At 60.1% G+C, this 16,222-nt stretch carries 17 protein-coding genes; 4 read left to right on the forward strand and 13 right to left on the reverse strand.

What is annotated here, in order from left to right; genetic code table 11:
- Window positions 1-2: 2 nt before the first annotated feature.
- From ACQZ45_RS06260 to ACQZ45_RS06315, 12 genes are all read right to left on the reverse strand, one after another.
- Window positions 3-488: a 2-thiouracil desulfurase family protein gene (locus tag ACQZ45_RS06260; protein WP_174061602.1), complete on the reverse strand. Its 486-nt coding sequence runs from the start codon at window positions 486-488 to the stop codon at window positions 3-5.
- A complete protein-coding gene (locus tag ACQZ45_RS06265; RefSeq protein WP_003515190.1) occupies window positions 488-802 on the reverse strand; it encodes a helix-turn-helix domain-containing transcriptional regulator in 315 nt (104 codons plus the stop codon). Before ACQZ45_RS06265 ends, ACQZ45_RS06260 begins: the two co-directional genes overlap by 1 nt.
- A gap of 1 nt (window position 803) precedes the next feature.
- Window positions 804-1,148, reverse strand: coding sequence for a type II toxin-antitoxin system RelE/ParE family toxin (locus tag ACQZ45_RS06270; RefSeq protein ID WP_003515189.1), 345 nt, complete (start codon window positions 1,146-1,148; stop codon window positions 804-806).
- A gap of 41 nt (window positions 1,149-1,189) precedes the next feature.
- Window positions 1,190-3,343: a glycine--tRNA ligase subunit beta gene (glyS, locus tag ACQZ45_RS06275; RefSeq protein WP_113291974.1), complete on the reverse strand. Its 2,154-nt coding sequence runs from the start codon at window positions 3,341-3,343 to the stop codon at window positions 1,190-1,192.
- Window positions 3,344-3,441: 98 nt separating this feature from the next.
- Entirely contained in the window at window positions 3,442-5,379 is a 1,938-nt protein-coding gene (locus ACQZ45_RS06280) for a DUF2207 domain-containing protein (protein ID WP_113291975.1), read from the reverse strand.
- Window positions 5,380-5,402: 23 nt separating this feature from the next.
- The gene (locus ACQZ45_RS06285; protein ID WP_111804409.1) at window positions 5,403-6,680 is read right to left on the reverse strand and encodes a 3-phosphoshikimate 1-carboxyvinyltransferase; all 1,278 of its coding nucleotides are present in this window, start codon (window positions 6,678-6,680) and stop codon (window positions 5,403-5,405) included.
- An 84-nt stretch (window positions 6,681-6,764) separates the two neighbouring features.
- Window positions 6,765-7,316: a LemA family protein gene (locus tag ACQZ45_RS06290; RefSeq protein ID WP_025592535.1), complete on the reverse strand. Its 552-nt coding sequence runs from the start codon at window positions 7,314-7,316 to the stop codon at window positions 6,765-6,767.
- 78 nt (window positions 7,317-7,394) lie between these two features.
- Window positions 7,395-8,357, reverse strand: coding sequence for a glycine--tRNA ligase subunit alpha (locus tag ACQZ45_RS06295; protein WP_162736222.1), 963 nt, complete (start codon window positions 8,355-8,357; stop codon window positions 7,395-7,397).
- Window positions 8,358-8,457: 100 nt separating this feature from the next.
- Window positions 8,458-8,652 carry an NfeD family protein gene (locus tag ACQZ45_RS06300; RefSeq protein WP_003515179.1) on the reverse strand — a complete coding sequence of 65 codons (195 nt, stop codon included), beginning with the start codon at window positions 8,650-8,652 and terminating at the stop codon, window positions 8,458-8,460.
- Window positions 8,653-8,672: 20 nt separating this feature from the next.
- Window positions 8,673-9,542: a S49 family peptidase gene (locus ACQZ45_RS06305; protein WP_025592532.1), complete on the reverse strand. Its 870-nt coding sequence runs from the start codon at window positions 9,540-9,542 to the stop codon at window positions 8,673-8,675.
- Window positions 9,543-9,629: 87 nt separating this feature from the next.
- Window positions 9,630-10,430, reverse strand: coding sequence for a methyltransferase (locus ACQZ45_RS06310; protein WP_113291976.1), 801 nt, complete (start codon window positions 10,428-10,430; stop codon window positions 9,630-9,632).
- Window positions 10,431-10,436: 6 nt separating this feature from the next.
- Window positions 10,437-10,667 (reverse strand): putative signal transducing protein, encoded by a 231-nt coding sequence (locus ACQZ45_RS06315; RefSeq protein ID WP_113291977.1) that lies wholly within the window; start codon window positions 10,665-10,667, stop codon window positions 10,437-10,439.
- Between the two features lie 111 nt (window positions 10,668-10,778).
- Between ACQZ45_RS06315 and ACQZ45_RS06320 the strand changes: the two genes are divergently transcribed.
- The 4 genes from ACQZ45_RS06320 to moaB all read left to right on the forward strand — a co-directional run bounded on the left by ACQZ45_RS06320 (window position 10,779) and on the right by moaB (window position 15,294).
- On the forward strand, window positions 10,779-11,795 hold the full coding sequence (locus tag ACQZ45_RS06320; protein WP_026330625.1) for a polyprenyl synthetase family protein: 1,017 nt from the start codon (window positions 10,779-10,781) through the stop codon (window positions 11,793-11,795).
- Window positions 11,796-11,986: 191 nt separating this feature from the next.
- A complete protein-coding gene (locus ACQZ45_RS06325) occupies window positions 11,987-13,831 on the forward strand; it encodes a tetratricopeptide repeat protein (RefSeq protein ID WP_113292029.1) in 1,845 nt (614 codons plus the stop codon).
- Window positions 13,832-13,837: 6 nt separating this feature from the next.
- On the forward strand, window positions 13,838-14,722 hold the full coding sequence (locus ACQZ45_RS06330; protein WP_113291978.1) for a 4-(cytidine 5'-diphospho)-2-C-methyl-D-erythritol kinase: 885 nt from the start codon (window positions 13,838-13,840) through the stop codon (window positions 14,720-14,722).
- Window positions 14,723-14,748: 26 nt separating this feature from the next.
- Window positions 14,749-15,294: a molybdenum cofactor biosynthesis protein B gene (moaB, locus tag ACQZ45_RS06335; protein WP_003515169.1), complete on the forward strand. Its 546-nt coding sequence runs from the start codon at window positions 14,749-14,751 to the stop codon at window positions 15,292-15,294.
- Between the two features lie 44 nt (window positions 15,295-15,338).
- Here moaB and ACQZ45_RS06340 read toward each other — a convergent pair whose 3' ends face one another.
- Complete coding sequence (locus ACQZ45_RS06340; protein ID WP_019564276.1) at window positions 15,339-16,217, reverse strand: dienelactone hydrolase family protein; 879 nt, start codon at window positions 16,215-16,217, stop codon at window positions 15,339-15,341.
- Between the last annotated feature and the right edge of the window lie 5 nt (window positions 16,218-16,222).

Genomic DNA, 16,222 nt, shown 5'->3' on the forward strand with positions numbered 1-16,222 from the left:
TTTCAACGTGTCGAAGTATCCAGCCGGTCGATATCGGCAGGCGAAAAGACCGCAATTCCCGCTCTTTCAAGCAGTGCCGCCGTCACACCATTGCCCGCATGTTTGATGCCGGAGAACGAGCCGTCATAGATCGCGACCGATCCGCAGGACGGGCTGCCGTCGATCAACAGCGCGTGCGTACAGCCATTGGCTTTAGCGAGGGCCAACGCCTTTTCCGCACCGGCAATAAATTCCGCTGTGACATCGCCGCCGGTTACTTCCAGCACCCGGGCGCGGCCTTCCAGCACATCGAGACCGGAAGCGCTATTCTCAATTTCCGCCGGCGGGCGCGGCACGGGCATCCCGCCCGCCATTTCCGGACAGATCGCCACCAGCCTGCCTTCATCCCGCCAGCGGTCTATCGCCGGGTGTACGAGAGGTTTGCCCTTGCCGTCATAGCGGACCGCCTGGCCGAGGAGACAGGCGCTGATTAGGATTTTGGTGATCATCAGGCCGCTGCGACAGCGAGATGTATACCCGAGTTCTTCTGAAGCGCTTGAATGACACTAAACAGATTATCGGCCCGGGGATTTCCCTTCGGGCCGAACATGCGCATCAGGCTTTTCGCAGGCACATCCACGTGTTTGGATAAAGTCTCGAAACCGATCGTGGCGTTGATGAAATCTCGCAATACCGACTTGCCGGTTTCGACATCTCCCTCCAGCAACAGTTCCACAGCATCCGACAAGAGAGCCGCCCGGAAGGCTGGGTCTTTTTCCGCCCTCGCCTTGACTGTCTGTTTGAATTCCCGCGTTAGCGCCATGTCAATCACCCATCCCGGCACCCTTGTGGGCGCCCTTTCTGGATTTATAATCCTGCCAAAAGGCCTTGGCCGCTTCGATATCGTTCTGCTGCCGTGCCTTGGTTCCACCAATCAGCAATATCACCAGCTCATCACCGTCACGCCCGAAATAGACACGATATCCGGGGCCATAATCGATCCGGTATTCGAGAACACCGGAGCCAACGGATTTTACGTTGGAGAGATTGCCCTGCCCCATCCGGGTCACGGCCATCGTTACCTTCGACGCTGCACGCGCGTCGATCTTCACGAACCATCGCTCAAATGGGCTCGATCCGTTAGGGTCCAGATATTCAACGACCTTCATGGAGAAATAGTAACATAAACATTACCATTGGCAACCCTGCCTCACCCCGTAATCTTCGAGAAATCCGCAACCGTTCCGGTGGCTTCACGAATGGCCTTCAACAGCGCCAGACGGTTTGCGCGGATGGCCGCGTCCTCGTCGTTGACGAGAACATCCTCGAAAAACTTATCGACGGGCGCGCGAAGCGTCGAAAGCGCCTGCATGGCGGAGCGGAAATCTTCCGTCTCGACGGCCTTTGCGGCATCGGCGGAAGCGGTCTTGATCGCCGCGTAAAGCGCCTTTTCGGCGTCGAGCTTCAGCAGTTTTTCTGAAACGCTGTTCGCAACCACGGTGCCCTTCTTTTCCTCTGCGGCCAGAAGCTGGGTGGCGCGCTTTGCACCGGCCAGCAGGTTCCGGCCATCTTCGCCGGTGATGAAGGCGGTCAGCGCCTCGACACGGCGGGCGATCATCAGCAGGTCGTCGGATTCCGGCGTCAGGACGGCGTCGATCAGATCGTAACGGGCGCCGAGGTCGCGCAGATAGACTTTCAGGCGGTCGTGGAAGAAGGAGAGGAGGTCAGTATCCTTCGCGACGCTCAAGAGCGGCAGGCGCACGTTCTTTTCAAGCAGAATGCGAACCACGCCCAGCGCCGCACGGCGCAGTGCGAAGGGATCCTTCGAACCGGTAGGCTTTTCATCGATGGCCCAGAAGCCGACGAGCGTGTCGAGTTTGTCGGCGAGAGCAACCGTGATCGCCACCTTGTCGGCTGGCAGGCGGTCGGAGGGACCCTGCGGCTTGTAGTGATCCTCGATCGCCGCGGCGACACTTTCGTTTTCGCCCTGCAAGGTTGCGTATTTTCGGCCCATCAGGCCCTGAAGCTCGGGGAATTCGCCGACGGCTTCGGTGCGCAGGTCGGCTTTCGCCAGCACCACGGCGCGGTCCACCAGAGCAGCATCGGCACCGACGACGGGGGCCAGAGCCTTGGCCAGTTCGCGAATGCGGGCCACACGCTGCCCTTGAGTGCCGAGCTTGGCATGGAAGGTAACGTTCAGCGCATCGAGCTTGGCCATGCGCTGGTCGAGCGGCTTCTTGAGATCGAGGCCAAATTTCGCAGCCGAATCCTTCAGCGTCTCCAGATCAGGCAGATCGCCCTGGTCACGGTTCCAGAAATGGCGGGCATCCGACAGGCGGGCGCGGACGACCTTGCCGTTGCCATGGATGATTTCCTTGCCGCCGTCGCTTGCCTCGATGTTCGAGATGAGGATGAAGCGGTTGGAAAGACCCTCTTCCGCACCCTGATTGCGGGTGACAAAACACTTCTGGTTGGTCTTGATGGTCAGCCGGATGATTTCCGCCGGGATTTGCAGGTAATCCTCCTCGAAAGTGCCCATCAGCACCTGCGGCCATTCAACAAGGCCGGAGACTTCTTCCAGCAGGCCTTCGTCTTCCACCAGCTCAAGGCCGTTGGCAAATGCCAGATCCTTGGCATCGTGCAGGATGATATCCTTGCGGCGGTCGGCATCGAGAATGACCTTCGCCTTTTCAAGGCTGGAGACATAATCCTCGAAGCGGCGCACGGTGATCGGACCCGGCGCATGGAAACGGTGGCCATAGGTGACGTTGCCAGCGACGATGCCGTCGATGACAAAGGGAATGACCTGGGTTTCGTCATGTTCGGGGCCGAACAGGCAGACGATGGATTGCAGCGGGCGCACCCAGCGCAGGCTCTCCGAGCCCTTACCTTCAATGCCGGCGTAGCTGGAACCCTTCGGCATGGAGGCCGGGCCGGAGCGCATGGATTTCGGCCAGGGGAAGGAGCGGATGATGCCGGGCATCACCTCGGCGATGATCTCTTCCGCCGGGCGGCCGGGCTTGTTGATGATGGCGATGTAGAAATCGCCTTTCTTCGGATCGGAAACGACCTGAGCCTCGGAGACATCATTAAGGCCAGCGCCGCGCAGAAAGCCCTCAATCGCCTTTTCGTTGGCATCGGTGCGCGGACCCTTCTTTTCCTCACGCACATCGGCGGAGCGGGCATTGAGGCCGCGAATATCCAGCGTCAGGCGGCGCGGCGTCCAATATTCGCGCGCACCCTCATAGGTCAGCCCTCTCTCCACCAAGGCGTCAGTGACGAGTTTCTTCAGATCGCCCGCCGCCTTGCGCTGCATGCGTGCGGGGATTTCCTCGGAGCGAAGTTCAAGCAGAAGATCGGGCATGGGATAAGGACTTTAATCTGTTGCAAAAGAGTGTCGCGGACTTAGCAAGACCAGCGGCAAAAGTCATCAGCTATCGGTTAAATTACCGCCGGTGGACGTTACCAGCCGCCACCACCACCGCCGCCGCCGCCCGAACCGGAAGAACCACCGCCACCGCCACCTGAAAAGCTGGAGGAAGATGAGCTGACAGGCTGGGGAATGGTGGAAGCGATTGTATTCGCCATGGAAGTGGAGAACCCACCAATCCGGTCTCCGAAGCTGCCGTAATTGCTGCCCAAATACCAGCCGGGCGCATAACTTGCCGCGGCGGCACCGGCAGCAGCCGTGGCAAGCCAGGTCTCGAAGGTGCGGCTCCAGGGTTTTTCCACGCCGAGCGCGACCGCATAGGGCAGCAATGTCTCAAAATGCTGCGGCGACATGGCGGGGGCATCCGCCATATTCATCCGGTCCTTTTCCGCCAGCGTCAGATAGGTTCTGAGGCCCTCGATGCCGTCCATCAGCTTGCGGCCGAGCGGCGTCGGCGCACCCATCAGGAACAGGAACAGCGCGTTGGTAAGCACGATGCCGCCGATGGCGGCCAGCGCCAGCGACTTGGTGTCATGCGTCACATCCAGCAGGATCTGCGTGGCAATGCCGCCAATGACCGAAAAAGCCACAAAACCGGCAAAGGCCAGCATGACGATGCCGCCGATGCGCTTGCTCAACGACGCGCCACGCGAGAACTGTCGACCGATGCCGATCGACAGGATGCTGAAGAAGAAGGCGAAAAAGCCGAAGACCAGCACGGCGGCAATGGCGCTCTCATCGAGATCACCGAACACCAGCGTCGCGACGATGATGGCGACGCTGAAGAAGATGCCGAAAACGATGTAACCAGCATTGCTGCGGTAATATTTGCCGCGGTGCTCTTTCTCTATCGCCGCGCGAAACTGCTTGCCGACTTTTTCGACTTCCGTTCCATGCGCCTTGTCGATGGTGAGCGTCTCGCCCGGACCGCCGATGGAGGACAACAGCGTCTTCTGCCCGCTCGGCAACTCCGCCCCAGCCTGCTTTTGCGTGCGGCGGATGACGATGGAGTTCTTCAGATCCTCCAGAACGACATAACCCTTGACCGCCAGATCAAGGGCGGAGGCGGACAGCGCTGTCCAGCCTGCGCCGGAAAAACCCCTGTTATCAACGTAATTGACCAGAGCCGGCGAAAGCCCCTCCGGTGCATCCCAGCGCGGCACGACTACACCCTTGGCCGGATCACGGCCGACCGCGAACCATGCTCGCAGATAATAGAGCAGCACTGCGAAAAGCCCGCCGCCCGAAAGCAGGATGGCGAGATTGTCACGTAGCCACCAACCTGCCTCCTGGGAGGAGTCGGGGGCGGCAATGGCGCCCTTCGGTAACTTCACGGCAACTGTCATGCCCTCGCCCACTGAAAACGGGCGGGTAGAGGCAAAAAACACCTCGTTGCCTTCGCTCAAAATGCGCGCATCCTTGCCCTTGGCACCGAGTGGACCGGTGAAAACGGCAGTATCGATGGCCTTCACGTCTTGTGGCAAAGTGATGGTGGCGGAAATCTCACCCATCGGAAACTGCCAGCCATTGCCGGTGACATTCCAGGTGAGTTCGTCATAGTCGCTGAAATAACGGATCTGCCGGGCGGTGGTGTAGGTGATCTGGAAGATATGCTCGCCGGTCGGAAGAAAACGATCGGCGCTGCCGGTATAAATGCGGATGCCGCCATCGATATTCTCGGTGCGCCAGTTCTCCGGCGCGCCATCGCGCTCCACGGAAACGACGTTAAAATCCACCTTGGTGCGTCGGTTATTCGCATCCAGCGCATAAAGCGGGAAATCGCGAAAGATGCCGCGCTTGATGTTCTGACCTTCAGCACGGGCGGTGATGGTTTCCGTCACCGTCAGTTCGCCACTCTTCGCAACCTCGACGACGGAATGATAGGAGCGGATGAATTCTTCCGCAAAGGCCGGGCATGCCGCGCCCAGGAAGACAAGCAGCGCGAGAAGTCTTGCGGCGATGGTCTTCACGGGGCGGTCTCCTCCAGCCGGTTTCAGTGCTGCGGCTCGGCAGCACTTTCCTTTTCGGTATAGTCGACGCCGAGCGAGGCGAGCGCCTTCCAGTAGCCCGGATAGGTCTTGCCAACGCAGGCCGGGTTCTGGATGGCGATGCCGCCGATCTTCAGAGCCGCCAGCGCGAAGCTCATGGCGATGCGGTGATCGGCAAAAGTATCGATGGAGGCATCGACCGTCTGACCAGCCAGCGCCGGGTCGGCATGCACGATCAGGTCGTCGCCTTCCTCATGCGCCAGACCGTTGCGGATTTCGTTGAGGCCGAGCGAGACGGCGCGGATGCGGTCGCATTCCTTGACGCGCAGATTGGCAATGCCGACGAAACGTACTGGCGTTTCGTTGAACGCGGCGAGAACGGCGATGGTCGGAATGGCGTCCTGCATCTGCGAACCGTCGATTTCAGCGGGCAGGTGCGGAAACTGCGCCATGACCTCATAGGCCTTGGCATCCGGCTGGGTGAACTTGTCGGCGGGCGTGCCGATGTCGATCGCACCGCCGGTCAGAAGTTCCGCGCCCCAGAGATACGTGGCGGCGGATGCATCCGGTTCGATGTGGAAATCGGTCGCGGTGTAACCTGTCGGATGCACGCGCCAGATGGCGTTGCTAACTCGCTCCACCTTTGCGCCGAAGGCTTCCATGGCTGATGTTGTGAGATCGATATAACCCTTCGCGCCGATTTCCTCGCCCTTGAGGATGATATCGACAGGCTTGTCACCGCAGGCGGCCGCCATCAGAAGTGCCGACACATACTGGCTGGAGAGGTTGGCATCGATGGTGACGCTGCCCTTCGGGAAACCCATGCCCTTGCCCCGCACGGTAACTGGCGGGCAGCCGGTCGGCGCATCCGCTTCGACGCCGAGGGCGCGCAGCGCTTCCACCAGCGGCATGATCGGGCGTTTGCGCATGTGCTCGTCGCCATCGATGATGACGGCGCCATCCACCAGTGCTGCAGCCGCAGTCAGGAACCGCGTGGCTGTGCCGGCATTGCCGAGAAAAAGCGGCTTTTCCGGCTGTTGAAGCACGCCTGTACCCTCCACCACGAAGGTCGTGGCGTCAGGTTCTGTCACCTTAACGCCCATGGCGCGCAGGGCTTCGGCCATATAGAGCGTATCATCGCTCTTCAACGCGCCGGTTAGGCGGCTTTTTCCCTTGGCGAGGCCAGCCAGCAGAAGCGCGCGGTTGGTGATGGATTTGGAGCCGGGCGGCTCTACCTTGCCGGAAAGCGGGTGGCCGGGCGGGGTGATGGTCAGTTCGATCATGATCGTCGTCTTGTCAAAGAATGCGGCAGAGAGCCGGGATACAGGAATGTCGGCGGGAGGATTTGGACCCGGGGAACGGTGGCCTTAGAATTTCACGGTCGGCACGGCGCGGTCTGCCGGGTTGTCGATCTCGAAATAGGGTGCCTTGGCAAAACCGAACTGGCCGGCGATCAGATTGGATGGGAAGCTTTCCACCCTGACGTTCAGATCGCGCGCGGCGCCATTGTAATAACGGCGCGACATCTGCAGTTCGCCCTCGATGGTTTCCAGCGAGCGCTGCAATTCCAGAAAGTTCGTGTTGGCTTTCAGATCGGGATAGGCTTCAGCGAGCGCAAAGAGCTTGCCGAGCGCTTGCGACAGCATGCCTTCCGCCTGGGCGCGGCCTTCGACATCGCCAGCCGGTACGGCCTGGGCCCGGTTGCGCATGGCAATCACCTCCTCGAAGGTGCTTTTTTCATGCGCCGCGTAACCCTTCACGGTCTCGATGAGATTGGGAATGAGATCGGCGCGGCGTTTCAACTGCACATCGATGCCCGACCACGCCTCTTCCTTCATCTGCCGCGCCTTGACGAGGCCGTTATAGATGAAGACGACATAGAGCGCGATTGCCGCGATGATTGCCAGCGTGATGAACATTCCCGACCCCTCCTCAAGAGGCGCGAGCGCCGCAACGGCACCCGCACGTTAGACTGTTGCCCCGCCTTACATAAAGGTTTAGGCGGCCCTGTTCCAGTTCAACCCGCCCGCATCCGTGAGCAGGAAGGCTTCGCCGCAGGCTTTTGCCAGCGTGCGCACGCGCAGGATATAGCTCTGGCGTTCCGTCACCGAGATCACGCCGCGCGCATCCAACAGGTTGAAGACATGGCTTGCCTTGATGCACTGGTCATAGGCCGGGAACACGCATTTATGCAGGCGCTGATTGTCATCATCACCCGGCGCACCGGCGGCAAGAAGCGCCTGGCATTCCTTTTCCGCGTCGATGAAATGGCGATGCAGCATGCCGGTGTCGGCAAATTCGAAATTATGGCGGGAGTATTCCTGCTCGGCCTGCAGGAAGACGTCACCATAGGAGATTTTCTCTTCACCCTCGCGGCCGTTGAAGTTGAGGTCGTAGACATTGTCGACGCCCTGAACATACATGGCCAAACGCTCCAGACCGTAGGTCAGTTCGCCAGCGACCGGCGAGCATTCGATGCCGCAGACCTGCTGGAAGTAGGTGAATTGCGACACTTCCATACCGTCGCACCAGCACTCCCAGCCGAGACCCCAGGCGCCGAGCGTCGGGCTTTCCCAGTCGTCTTCGACGAAGCGCACATCATGCAGCAGTGGATCGAGACCGATCGCCTTCAGCGAACCGAGATACAGTTCCTGAAGGTTGGAAGGGTTGGGCTTCAGAATGACCTGATACTGGTAATAATGCTGCAAACGGTTGGGGTTTTCACCGTAGCGACCATCGGAAGGCCGGCGCGAGGGCTGCACATAGGCAGCCTTCCACGGCTTCGGGCCCAGCGCGCGCAGCGTCGTTGCCGGATGAAACGTACCAGCGCCCACTTCCATATCATAGGGCTGCAATACCGCGCAGCCCTTGTCGGCCCAGTAATTGTGCAGCGTCAGGATCAGCGCCTGAAAGGAACGCTTGGGGTTCATATGGTCTGGAATATCGGTCATTGCAGTCATCGCGGCGTTGTGAGGATAAGTAAGCACTGACTTACTTCGGATGCGGACTGGTGCCACGGCATGGCGAAGGGGTCAAGGATTTATGCGTGGAGACACCGGCTTACGTCTCATCCTCACGCTTCACGCGGTATTCGCCGGTTTCGGGATCCTTGATCAGCGTGCCGATGGCGCCGGTTTCGCGTTCCTTTTCGCGCTGCTTCGATTTTGCCGAAAGCTTTTCCGCATCGCGAACGAAGCGGCGGTAGAGGATGACGGATCCCACCACCAGAAGAACAATTGTAATAAGCTGCGCCATAAGGCCCTATTCCTGCGACATCATAGACCGAAACGCGACCACAATGCCTTTTCTTCGGCAACTTCCGCAAGTCCCGAGACGGCGCCTGCCGCAAGCCTTTCGGCATTGAGGCCGAGTGCCGCATTCACGCCCGGCACTTTTTTGCCGAACAGCGAGCGCCCGCCGGTGACGAGCTGAAGCTTGACCTTCGTCCCGTAACGGCGGCGCAGAACTTCCCTCATGTCGCCCAAGCCGTCGATCAGGCCGAGATCCAGGCCACGCATACCGGTCCAGAACAGGCCGGAAAAGACCGTCTCATCGCCCTTCAATTTTGCACCGCGGCGCATCTTGACCATATCGATGAAAACATTGTGGATTTCGACCTGAAGCGACTTCAGATATTCGATGTCGCCCTCTTTTTCCGGCTGGAAGGGATCGAGGATGACCTTGTTCTCGCCGGCGGTATAGACACGGCGCTCCACCCCGATCTTCTTCAGCATTTCCGGGAAACCGAAACCGCCGGAAACGACGCCGATCGAACCGACGATGGAGGTGGGGTCGGCGATGATCTCGTCGCCGGCAAGCGCGATCATGTAGCCACCGGAGGCCGCCACATCCTCCACGAAGATCAGGACCTTCTTGTCCTTTTCCTCGGCAAGCTGGCGGATGCGATTATAGATCATTCGCGCCTGCACCGGCGAGCCACCGGGAGAATTCACGGAAATGGCAACAGCTGGCGCGTCCTTGATGGCAAAGGCCTTTTCCAGCAGCGGTGCATAGGAAGCAAGATTGAGAGCGGGGCGGAACTGGTTGCCGCCAGCCATGATGGCGCCATGCATGCGCACAACCGGGATGACGAGTTCTTTTTTGCGAAAGCGTTTCGGCACCAGATACTTCAGAAAACCCACAATTCACTCCTCGCAGCATTTGCCTGTTCGTCACGGATGTATGTATTGCCCTGCAAAACACAATGGTTTGCGGCCGGAGGAACGGCGAATTTATAGGCCAGGCCCGATTGCCTTTACATTACGGCGATAGGCGGTGCGGCCATTATTCAGGTCATCCACGATGGGCGTGAAAGCATGGCTGCCGGTCTCGTGCATGACGAGCGGCGCCCGGAACGACAGCCGCGCCCGTGACCCCTTGATCGCCGTTACGAGCATGCGCACCGCGTCCTCGCCGGGGCGTGGATGGATGAGTGTGATCTCGATGCCGCCGAAACGGCTGCCACAGGCGGCAATGATCTCCGCCACCGATTGCGGCCGTGCAATAAGGGAAAGCTGCCCGCCTGGAACCGTGATCGCACCTGCGGTCCTGATCCAGTCCTCGAACAGGCCCTCCGTCATGGCGTGGGCCTCAGCCTTCAGCGCATCGGGCGTGCGGCGGTCACCTGCATCATTATAGGGCGGGTTCATGATGACGTGGTGAAAATGCCCGTCCGGCAGTCCGGCCTCGACGCGCGCGTTGCCACGCTGTGTCACGTCGGCCTCACACACGCTGATACGGGCGGAAAAAGCGGCATTTTCCGGCAATGCCAGGCTGCGGCGGGCAAATTCCACCATTTCCGGCGAACGTTCGAACAGGGTCACTTCGGCCTTTTCAAGCCGCGTGGCGACCGCGAAACCTGCCGCGCCCGCGCCCGCGCCGAGATCGGCTATATGGCAGGCGCGCTCGTCCGCTACCATCGAGGCAAGAAGCATGGCGTCCATGCCGGCGCGGTGCCCCCTGCCCTTGGGCTGGAGAATGTGAAAACGGCCCCGGTGAAACGCATCCAAAGTTTCCGAAATCTCGCCGCCCACGTTCGTTTACGCCTCTTGGTTGCGCAATTCGTCGCCCAGACCGGCATCCACGAGAATGCGGCGGGCCTCACCGGCGCGGTCTTCCTCCACCAGGAACCGGCGGGGCAAAAGACCGAGCGAACCTTCCAGAATGCTCATTGCCTGATCGGCGACAAGGCAATGGATGCCAGCGTCCTTCATCAGGCTTTCGGCGAAGGATAACAGCACGGCATCGTTGGTACGGATCAGTTCACGCATGGATAAGCCCCAAATTCCCATTTTTTTGAATGGCTAGCGGCAATTCGCCCCTTGCCGCGACAGGCGCCAGTTTTTATTGTCGAACTCAAATTCGAACAGGAGTCCTGTCCCTTGGGCGTCGTCATACCGCTTGAAGAAAGCAAAAACAAACTCGCATCCGTCAAGCCGCTTGTCGACCTGACCCGTGCCGACATGGAACGGGTGAACCAGCTTATCCTTTCCAGAGCCGGTTCCGATGTCCAGATGATACCTGAGGTGGCCAACCATCTGATCTCGTCCGGAGGCAAACGCCTGCGGCCGATGCTGACGCTGGCCTCTGCCTCGATGTTCGGTTACGAGGGCGACCACCATATCAAGCTCGCCACCAGCGTGGAATTCATGCACACGGCGACGCTGCTGCATGACGACGTGGTGGATGAAAGCGATCTGCGCCGTGGCAAGTCCACCGCCCGCACCATCTGGGGCAATCAGGCAAGCGTTCTCGTCGGCGACTTCCTGCTCGGCCAAGCCTTCCGCATGATGGTGGACGTCGGCTCGCTGGATGCGCTCGATGTGCTGTCCACCGCCGCTTCGGTCATCGCCGAGGGCGAAGTGCTGCAGCTTTCGGTCGCCAAGAACATGGAAACGACCGAGGACGATTATCTGCAGGTGATTCGCGCCAAGACGGCCGCCCTTTTTGCAGCGGCCGCGGAAGTTGGCCCCATCGTCGCCAAAACCGACAAGGCAAGCCGCAGCGCGCTGAAATCCTACGGCATGAATCTCGGCCTTGCCTTCCAGCTCGTTGACGACGTGCTGGATTACGGCGGCAAATCCGCCGATCTCGGCAAGAATACGGGTGACGATTTCCGTGAGGGCAAGATAACCCTGCCGGTCATCCTGTCCTATCGCCGCGGCACGCAGGATGAGCGCGCCTTCTGGCGCAACGCCATCGAAAAGGGTGAAAGCAGCGACGAGAACCTCGAAAAGGCGCTCGGCCTCATCACCAAATACAACGGTCTTGGCGATACGATCGGCCGCGCCACGCATTACGGCACCATTGCCCGCGATGCGCTTGCACCGCTGCCGGAAAGCCCGTGGAAAAACGCGCTTCTGGAAGTCATCGACTTCTGCATCGAGCGTCTCAACTGACGCTGGAGGCCTCAGGCAAACGGCGGATGGACAAGACCGTCCGCCGCTGTTTCGGACTGGGTGTCCCGCAAGGGTAGATTGTGGCGCGGGCCATAATTTCTTGCGGGGTTGCTTCAAAAAAGCCATTCTATCGTGACCAAACAATGGAAACTGATTTTTCCGTGCTTCTGCACAAAGGCAAAGGTTCCCTCATGCGGCGTAAACCAGCACTTCGTCTTCTCTGCAGCGCGGCTCTTGCCGCCGCTCTCGCACTTGGCGCGGGTGCAAGCCCCGGCTTTGCGGAGACGAAAACGGAAGCCAAGGCCGTTACTTTCGATCCTGCCAAGGTAAATACCTTCTCCGGCGCATTCCTTGCCGCGCGCAATGCCGATGTCGATCAGGATTACCCCACCGCGATTTCGCTCTACAAGAAGGCGCTGGAATTCGATCCGGCCAATTCGGAAATCCGCCAGCGCCTGATGATCGCCGAACTGTTGAGCGGCAATTTCGAGGCTGGCGCCAAGATTGCCGATTCGATGAAGGACGATACCTCCGTCGAACGCGTGACGACCATCGTGCGCGGCCTCGACGCCATCAAGGACAAGGAATTCGTCAAAGCCGAGAAAATCCTGAAGTATACCGGCCCGAACGATCTCGACCGCATGGTCAACACGCTTCTGACGGCATGGGCGCGCGCCGGTTCAGGCAAACCCAAGGAAGCGCTGGCCCTCGTCAACAACATGAAGGGTCCGGGCTGGATTTCGATTTTCCAGAAATACAATGCCGCCGCGATCGCCCTTGTCTCCGGCAACACAGATGCTGCCCGCAAGAGCCTCAATGAGGCCGTGACGGATCGTGAAGGCGGGGCAACCGCTTCCGACACCTATATGCGCGCGGTGATGGCGCTTGCACGGCTGGAGGCTTCAGCCGGCAACAAGCAGAAGGCGCTGGACGCAATTGCGGTCGGCGACACTTTTGCGCCGAACTATGCGCCGCTCAAAGCGCTTCGCCAATCCATCGAGAAGGGCGAGAAGCCGCCGCAGCAGATCACCAATGCCGTTGAAGGCGCGGCTTCCGTGATGTTTTCCATCGCGGGTGCGCTGAACCGCGAAGGTGCCGAAGAGATCGTCACGCTTTACCTTCAGACGTCGCGGGCGCTCGATCCGCAAAGCGCCGATACGCTGATCCTTCTCGGCGGACTTGCCGAGGCGATGAAACAGCCCGACCGCGCCATCGCCTTCTACCGCGACGTGCCGAAGGATTCGCCGATGCACCGCATCTCCGAGCTGCAGCTCGGGCTGACGCTGGCGCAGACGGGCAAGGTGGAGGAAGCGCGCAACCACCTGCAATCCCTGCTGCAATCCGATCCGAAGGATATCCGTTCTTACCTCGCCTATGGCAGCGTGCTTTCCGACGCCAAGGACTACAAGGCCATGGCCGAAAACTACGACAAAGCTGTCGAGGTGATCGGTGCCATGCCGCAGAAGTCGGACTGGACCGTGTTCTTCCAGCGCGCCATCGCCCATGAGCGCCTGAAGGAATGGGACAAGGCCGAGCCGGACTTCAAGCGTGCGCTCGAACTCAACCCGGAACAGCCGCAGGTGCTGAACTATCTCGGCTATTCCTGGGTGGACAAGGGTATCAACCTCGACGAAGCGATGAAGATGATCAGCCGCGCGGTCGAGCTTCGGCCGAATGACGGCTATATCGTCGATTCGCTTGGCTGGGCGCATTTCCGGCTGGGCGCATTTGACCAGGCCGTGACCGAACTGGAGCGGGCAATCGAGCTAAAGGCCGGCGATCAGACCATCAACGATCATCTGGGCGATGCCTACTGGCGTGTCGGTCGCAAGATCGAGGCCGTGTATCAGTGGAACCGCGCGCTGATTGGCGACAATGACGATCTGGATAAGGCCAAGGTGAAGGAAAAGATTGCCAACGGCCTGCCGCCGCTGGAAAAGGACGCCGAAAACACCGCCAAGAAGGAGGCCGCGCCGCAGCCGCCGGCTCCGCCAGCACCGGCCCCTGTTGCCCCTGCCCCGGACAAGAAATCCTGACGCGACATGCGCGCGGATGACATTACCGGGGCTGTCGAAACAACCGAGGCGGCCCCGGCCAAGATCAATCTGGCACTGCATGTAACCGGTCAGCGGGCAGATGGTTATCATCTGCTCGAGACGCTGGTGACCTTCACCGAAGCAGGCGACGCGATCCATGTTCGCGATGCCGATGCCGACACTTTCTCCATCTCCGGCCCGTTTGGCGATCTGCTGCGCGCAGGCGATGGCGGCAACAATCTCGTCGTCCGTGCCAGAGACCTTTTGCGTGATGCGCTTGTGGCGGCAGGTCAATCGGCACGCCCGGTTGCCATCCATCTCGAAAAGAACCTGCCGGTCGCCTCCGGCATTGGCGGTGGCTCAGCGGATGCGGCGGCGACACTGCGGGCGCTGTTGCGGCACTGGAATGCCGGGATTGTTTCTGAAAATCTCGCACCCATCGCGCTTGCGCTTGGCGCTGACGTGCCGATGTGCCTTGAAAGCCGCCCACTCATCGCACGAGGTATCGGCGAGGATATCGAGCCGGTCTCCGATCTGCCGGAATTCTTTCTGGTGCTGGCCAACCCTCTGAAAGCGGTCTCGACGCCGGAGATTTTTCGGCGATTGCTCGACAAGGCCAACCCGCCCCTGCCGGAGCGGAAAGAAGGTGGCTGGATGGATTTTCTGGCGCAAAGCCGAAACGATCTGGAAGTCCCCGCGAAGGCGCTTCTGCCGGAGATCGGCGCAATCGCCGGCATGCTGTCGCAGGAAGGTGCTTCCCTTGTGCGCATGTCCGGTTCGGGTGCCACCTGTTTTGGACTATTTCATTCCTTCGAGGCCGCCCGAAAAGCGGAAACATCGCTTCGAAACAAGCGCCCCGGCTGGTATTTTCAGGCGACGCGGACCATCTGAAGACAACACAATTCGAGGATAAGGCCATGGCAGGCGAAAGACCCTTCATTCCCCTCGGCATCGCGGTTCTGACCGTTTCGGACAGCCGCACGCTTGAGAATGACAAGTCCGGCGACACGCTAGTCGCACGCATAGAAGAAGCCGGACACAAGGTCGCCGCTCGCACCATCGTGGCAGACGACAAGGCTGCTATTTTCAACACCGTGCGCGACTGGACGCTCAACGGGAGCGTGGATGTGGTCATCACCACCGGCGGCACCGGCTTTACAGGCCGCGACGTGACACCCGAGGCGCTGGAACCCCTGTTTGAAAAGCGCATGGACGGCTTTTCCGCCATCTTCCATCGCATTTCCTATGAAAAGATCGGCACCGCCACCATCCAGTCACGGGCGACCGGCGGCGTGGCAAACGCCACCTTCATCTTCGTGCTGCCCGGCTCTCCCGGCGCCTGCAAGGATGCCTGGGACGGTATTCTCAAAGCCCAGCTCGATTACCGCCACCTGCCCTGCAATTTCGTTGAGATCATGCCCCGGCTTGATGAGCATTTGAAACGCGGGGCTGGCGGCGTATAGAGTGGAATTTCAGGGGTTGTCCGTCACAGCGGACCAAAACCCCATCACGCCAGATATTTTTTGAAGAACTCCGTCGTCCGGCCCCAGGCGAGATCGGCAGCGGCCTTGTCGTATCGCGCCGAGGACGTATCGTTGTTGAAGGCGTGGTTGACGCCGTCATAAACGAAGATTTCGAAGGTCTTGCCGTTTTCCTCCAGCGCCTTTTTATAGGCGTCGATACCGGCATTGATGCGCTCATCCAGACCGGCATACTGTAACAGCAGGGGCGCCTTGATAGCAGGCACATCGGCCGCCGGCGGTTGCTGGCCGTAATAGGCGACACCGGCATTCAGGCCTGCCGATTTGGTGGCGAACCGGTTGACCAGCCCGCCGCCCCAGCAGAAACCGACCGCACCAACCTTGCCGTTCGCACCCTGCCTTGCAGCGAGCCACACCCGACCGGCTTCGGCATTGGCGACTGTTGCCTCCATATCGAGGCCACTGAACATCTCCCGTGCCTTATCTTCATCCGAAGGCGTGCCGCCCTGCGGCGACAGGAAATCAACCGCAAGCGCCCTGAACCCCGCAAGCGCCACGCGTCTTGCCACATCGCGGATATGGTCGTTCAGGCCCCGGTTTTCATGGATGACGATAACCGAGCCAATGGGGCCGGAAACCGATTTCGGCGTGACGAGATAGCCCTTCATCTCGCCACCGGGGGCGGGATAGGTCACCTCTTCCGCAACGATACCCGCATCATCAGGCGCGACGATTGCCGCACGGGCGCTGTTGGCCGAAAGAAGCGGCGCGATTGCGGCAGCAGCTGCGCCGGACCCGGCAAGCAGGCTGAGCTTTTCCATGAATTTGCGGCGATCGAGACTGAGATGGGTATATTCATCGTAAGCGTCGATCATGGCCTGCGTAATCTTCGGCTTGTCGTCCATCGCTC

It is taken from the genome of Agrobacterium sp. 16-2014-1-2a, from assembly GCF_053522705.1.

What these genes read in the sequence shown, in the direction of transcription:
- ACQZ45_RS06290 (WP_025592535.1), bottom strand. Translation starts at nt 7,316, where the DNA reads ATGTTCATCACGCTGGCAATCATCGCGGCAATCGCGCTCTATGTCGTC.
- ACQZ45_RS06295 (WP_162736222.1), bottom strand. Translation starts at nt 8,357, where the DNA reads ATGACTGCAATGACCGATATTCCAGACCATATGAACCCCAAGCGTTCC.
- ACQZ45_RS06265 (WP_003515190.1), bottom strand. Translation starts at nt 802, where the DNA reads ATGGCGCTAACGCGGGAATTCAAACAGACAGTCAAGGCGAGGGCGGAA.
- ACQZ45_RS06300 (WP_003515179.1), bottom strand. Translation starts at nt 8,652, where the DNA reads ATGGCGCAGCTTATTACAATTGTTCTTCTGGTGGTGGGATCCGTCATC.
- ACQZ45_RS06260 (WP_174061602.1), bottom strand. Translation starts at nt 488, where the DNA reads ATGATCACCAAAATCCTAATCAGCGCCTGTCTCCTCGGCCAGGCGGTC.
- ACQZ45_RS06270 (WP_003515189.1), bottom strand. Translation starts at nt 1,148, where the DNA reads ATGAAGGTCGTTGAATATCTGGACCCTAACGGATCGAGCCCATTTGAG.
- moaB (WP_003515169.1), top strand. Translation starts at nt 14,749, where the DNA reads ATGGCAGGCGAAAGACCCTTCATTCCCCTCGGCATCGCGGTTCTGACC.
- ACQZ45_RS06285 (WP_111804409.1), bottom strand. Translation starts at nt 6,680, where the DNA reads ATGATCGAACTGACCATCACCCCGCCCGGCCACCCGCTTTCCGGCAAG.
- ACQZ45_RS06325 (WP_113292029.1), top strand. Translation starts at nt 11,987, where the DNA reads ATGCGGCGTAAACCAGCACTTCGTCTTCTCTGCAGCGCGGCTCTTGCC.
- ACQZ45_RS06340 (WP_019564276.1), bottom strand. Translation starts at nt 16,217, where the DNA reads ATGGACGACAAGCCGAAGATTACGCAGGCCATGATCGACGCTTACGAT.
- glyS (WP_113291974.1), bottom strand. Translation starts at nt 3,343, where the DNA reads ATGCCCGATCTTCTGCTTGAACTTCGCTCCGAGGAAATCCCCGCACGC.
- ACQZ45_RS06330 (WP_113291978.1), top strand. Translation starts at nt 13,838, where the DNA reads ATGCGCGCGGATGACATTACCGGGGCTGTCGAAACAACCGAGGCGGCC.
- ACQZ45_RS06315 (WP_113291977.1), bottom strand. Translation starts at nt 10,667, where the DNA reads ATGCGTGAACTGATCCGTACCAACGATGCCGTGCTGTTATCCTTCGCC.